Origin of the sequence: Microbacterium sp. HMWF026 (assembly GCF_003061325.1) — a bacterium.
GTDB lineage: Bacteria > Actinomycetota > Actinomycetes > Actinomycetales > Microbacteriaceae > Microbacterium > Microbacterium testaceum_E.
Map to the genome: position 1 here is coordinate 1 of NZ_QAJB01000021.1, position 4,036 is coordinate 4,036.

Sequence of the window (4,036 nt, forward strand, 5' to 3'; positions counted from 1 at the left end):
TCGGACTGGTCGTGCGCCTGCTCGACCTGGGCCGCGTGCCGCTCGTCGCCTTCGCCCTGAGCGTCGTGGCATCCGCGGGACTCGGGATCTCGGGGTGGCTCGGCGGCAAGCTGGCGTACCGCTGGGGCGTGCGCGTCGCCGACGAGAACACCCAGCGCGAGGGGTTCGAGACGGCCTGAGCGGCCGGGGTCGTCAGTGGGGTCGGCGCAGGGGAACGCGCGCCCAGCCGCCGCTGACGGCCCCCTCGTCGTGGTGGGCGCCGAGCACGGCACCCGTGGTCGCGGGCGCGGGACGACGACGCAGGCCGAGCGAGCGCTGCAGGGCGCGGATGAACCGGTCGAACACCCGCGGCGCGAGGACGCGCAACGGGCGGGTGACGAATTGCGCCGCCCCCACCCCGACCTCGAGGCGCCGGCCCCGGACCACCCTCTCGATCGCCCGGGCGACGCGCTCCGCCGAGACCACCGGCGGCAGGGGGAAAGGCGTCCGCCCCGTCGCGTTCGCGGCTCGACGGTAGATGGGGGTGTCGATGCTCGCGGGGAGCACGATCTTGACCCGGATGCCGCGGTGCCCGAGCATCTCCTGCCGCAGCGATCGCGCGAAGCCGAGCAGACCGTGCTTGGCGGCGACGTACGACGAGACGTAGGGACCCGCCACCTGCGAGTACAGCGATCCGACGAAGACGATCGTGCCGCCCCCGCCGACCCGAAAGTACGGGACCACGGCCCGCGCGGCGCGCATGTGCCCCACGAGGTTGGTCTCGATGACGCGGTCGCGCACGGCATCCGGGGTGTCCTCCACCGACCCGTACGAGAACACCGAGGCCGAGCCGATCCACACGTCGATGCGGCCGAAGCGTTCGACCGCGGCGTCCGCTGCGCGCTGCGGGCCGTCGGGTTCGGCGAGGTCGACGCTGACCGTGTGCACCTCGGCGCCGGCCGCACGGCAGTCGGCCGCCGCCGAGGCGAGGGCGACCTCGTCGCGGGCGACCAGCACGAGGCGCGCACCGCGTCGCGCGAAGCGCAGGGCCGTCGCCCGGCCGATACCGCGGGATCCTCCGGTGACGACGACGACCTGCTGCGGCATGGGAGCTCCTCGGGTGGGGTGCGGGCGGATGCCGCGGGTGCGGGGCGACGCTAGGCCCGGTCGGTCGGAACGCCGCGGGGGTTGACGCGGCTCCGGCGGGGCGCGGGGTGCCGGCGTCGACCGCCTCGGACCCCGCAGACCCTGGCGGCGGAGCGGACGCGCGCGATAGCTCCCGTCGCCGGGTCCCGCAACCCCGTCGCCCCGACGACCGCCCCGACCGGAGGGTGGCGGCATGACGACCCGTGAGACCGCCTCCGCCGGACGCACGACCGACGGCATCCGCGAGGTCGCCGAGGGGGTCGTCATGATCACCCGCGCCGAGACGAACAGCTATCTCGTCGCCACGGACGAGGGGATCGTCCTGATCGACGCGGGTCTTCCACGCAGCTGGCCGCTGCTCGAACGCGCGCTCGCAACCTTCGGATCCCTCCCCGACGACCTGGCGGGAGTGCTGTTGACGCACGGGCACTTCGACCACGTCGGCACCCTGGAGCGGCTGCAGCGCGAGCACCACGTCCCCATCCACGTGCACGCGGCGGACGTCGAGCTCGTCCGCCATCCCTACCGCTACGACCGCGAGGCGAGTCGGGGACTGTATCCGATCGCCCATCCGGGCGGCATCCCGATCCTGTTCCGGATGACGCTCGCCGGCGCCCTCGCGGTGCGCGGGGTCGACGCGCGCGGCGACATCGTGCCCGGTCGACCCACTCGCGGGGGGCTCGTCCCGCTGGCCACTCCGGGACACACCCACGGCCACGTCGCCTTCCACCTTCCCGACCGGGGACTGCTCTTCACGGGTGACGCGCTGGTCACCCTCGATCCCTATACCGGACGCGCCGGTCCGCAGATCGTCGCCCGCGCGGCCACCGCTGACAGCGCGGAAGCTCTCGCCGCCCTCACCCCGCTGACCGCCACCGGCGCCCCCGTCGTCCTGCCCGGGCACGGTGGGGCGTGGACGCGCGGCATCCACCGAGCCGTCGCCCTCGCGCTCGCCGCGGGTGCCCACTGACCTCTCGCGATGCCCGGGCGCGGTAGCGTCGTCGGCGTGACGGATGCCGCGAACCAGACGTCGGCGATCCGTGCGCTGTGGGGCGCGACGCATCCCGGACCGACGCTCGTGGTGACGGTGCTCTCGCTCGCGCTCGGCCTCGCGGCGGGGGTCGAACCGGCGCGGCTGGTCCTGCTGGTGATCGCCGTCTTCGCCGGACAGGTGTCGGTGGGCCTGTCGAACGACGCGATCGACGGGGCGCGGGACGCCGCCGTCGGGCGCACCGACAAGCCCATCGCCGGGGGCGCCGTGTCGCCCGAACGCGCCCTGGGTGTCGCGATCGGCGCCGTCGTCGTCGCCCTCGGGTTGTCGCTGCCGCTGGGACCGGGCCTGCTCGCCGCCCACGCCATCGCGCTCGCGTCGGCGTGGGCGTACAACGCGGGTCTGAAGTCGACGCCGTTCTCGATCGCGCCGTTCCTGCTGAGCTTCGGGCTGTTCCCCTCGTTCGCGACGCTGTCGTCCGGGATGCCGGTGCTCGCCGCCCCGTGGGCGACGCTCGCGGGCGCCGCGCTCGGCGCCGCCGTGCACCTGACCAACGTCGTGCGCGACCTCGACGACGATCGCCGCACCGGCGTGCGGGGACTCCCGCACCGCCTGGGGGCGCGGGCGTCGGTGCTCGTGGCCGCGGCCGGGATCGTCGTGGGTGCGCTGGCCGTGCTGCTCGGGTCGGGGGTCACGGTGAGCGGCCTCGTGTTCTTCGCCGCGGTGGTCGCGGTCGCCGTGGTCACCGTCGTGCTGGTGGGGGTGCGGCCGCCGGGCCGCGCGGTGTTCCAGTTGACGATGTTCGCGGCGCTGCTGTTGGCGGCGCAGCTCGTCGTCGCCTGAGCCGGCGGCCGCGGCCGCCGAGGTGCCGTGGCGGGAGGCTGTGCGAGCGTGAGCCGGGCCGCGCGGTCAGGTGCCGGGCGCGGCGCGGTCCAGACGCATCGCGTAGGCCCGCGTGAACCCCGCGCCGCCGGCCCCGCGAAGCACGGCGCGCAGCGCCGCCGACCGCGCACGGTGAGCGGCCGGAGCCGCGGCCCGGCCGAGCAGCGTGTTGAGGAACGCCAGGCGCGCGGCGTGCCGGGCCGAGGCCAGGCGATCCCGCTCCCAGCCCGCGAGGGGGGTGTCGTCGCCGGCTCGGACCCACGGTGCGAGCAGCGGCGCGAGCGTCAGCGCGTCGAGCAGGCCGAGGTTCATCCCCTGCCCGCCGATGGGGCTCACCTCGTGGGCCGCGTCGCCAATCACGACGACCCGCCCGCGACGCAGGGCCGGGGCCACCGCGCGGCGGACGCCGAACGTCGAGGCCCCCGCGATGTCGACCTCGACCCCCGTGCGCGCGGCGACGGCTTCGCGCAGGAAGGCGTCGGCATCCGGGATCTCCGCGGCCCCCGCCCAGGCGACGAGCCGTCGACGACCGTCCGGAAGGGGGAACGACTCGACGACCCCGCCGCGCTCGAGGTGCACGCGGGCGATCGGGCCGCCCGGCGCCGCGACGTCGGCCATCGCGTACCGGTCGGGGTAGTGGTGCGTGCGCACCGCGCCGGGGCGGTAGACGAGCTCGCGTCCGGCCCACCCGGATGCCACGACCACCACCTCGGCGCGCAGGTCTTCGCCCGCCGCGGTCACGGCGCGGACGCCCGACCGCTCCTCGTGCAGCGCGGCGATGCGGACACCGTGCCGCACGGGAGGGGCGACTGCGGTGAGCACCTCGAGGGTGTCGGACTGCGGCAGAGCCGCCACGTACGGATGCCGCGCGCGCAGCCGGTCGAAGCGGATCTCGGCCAGCACACGGCCGTCGGCCCGCGCCTCGCCGCGGCCGATGCGCACGGCGCGCGCCCGGATCCCGTCGGTGGCACCGCACGCCTCGAGCAGGGTCAGCGCGGGGGAGTGGATGCCGATGGCCCGCGTCCCGCCGCCCACGGC

At 75.9% G+C, this 4,036-nt stretch carries 5 protein-coding genes; 3 read left to right on the forward strand and 2 right to left on the reverse strand.

What is annotated here, in order from left to right; translation table 11 throughout:
• The first annotated feature begins 35 nt into the window (after window positions 1-35).
• Window positions 36-179: a hypothetical protein gene (locus DBR36_RS18790; protein WP_375136040.1), complete on the forward strand. Its 144-nt coding sequence runs from the start codon at window positions 36-38 to the stop codon at window positions 177-179.
• Window positions 180-192: 13 nt separating this feature from the next.
• Here DBR36_RS18790 and DBR36_RS01060 read toward each other — a convergent pair whose 3' ends face one another.
• On the reverse strand, window positions 193-1,086 hold the full coding sequence (locus tag DBR36_RS01060; protein ID WP_181373432.1) for an SDR family oxidoreductase: 894 nt from the start codon (window positions 1,084-1,086) through the stop codon (window positions 193-195).
• Between the two features lie 232 nt (window positions 1,087-1,318).
• Between DBR36_RS01060 and DBR36_RS01065 the strand changes: the two genes are divergently transcribed.
• Window positions 1,319-2,095 (forward strand): MBL fold metallo-hydrolase, encoded by a 777-nt coding sequence (locus DBR36_RS01065; protein ID WP_108317187.1) that lies wholly within the window; start codon window positions 1,319-1,321, stop codon window positions 2,093-2,095.
• Window positions 2,096-2,131: 36 nt separating this feature from the next.
• Window positions 2,132-2,959 carry a UbiA family prenyltransferase gene (locus DBR36_RS01070; protein ID WP_258222499.1) on the forward strand — a complete coding sequence of 276 codons (828 nt, stop codon included), beginning with the start codon at window positions 2,132-2,134 and terminating at the stop codon, window positions 2,957-2,959.
• A 66-nt stretch (window positions 2,960-3,025) separates the two neighbouring features.
• Here the strand turns inward: DBR36_RS01070 and DBR36_RS01075 are convergent.
• On the reverse strand, window positions 3,026-4,036 hold a 1,011-nt coding region (locus DBR36_RS01075), incomplete at its 5' end, for an NAD(P)/FAD-dependent oxidoreductase (RefSeq protein ID WP_108317189.1).

What these genes read in the sequence shown, in the direction of transcription:
- DBR36_RS01060 (WP_181373432.1), bottom strand. Translation starts at nt 1,086, where the DNA reads ATGCCGCAGCAGGTCGTCGTCGTCACCGGAGGATCCCGCGGTATCGGC.
- DBR36_RS01065 (WP_108317187.1), top strand. Translation starts at nt 1,319, where the DNA reads ATGACGACCCGTGAGACCGCCTCCGCCGGACGCACGACCGACGGCATC.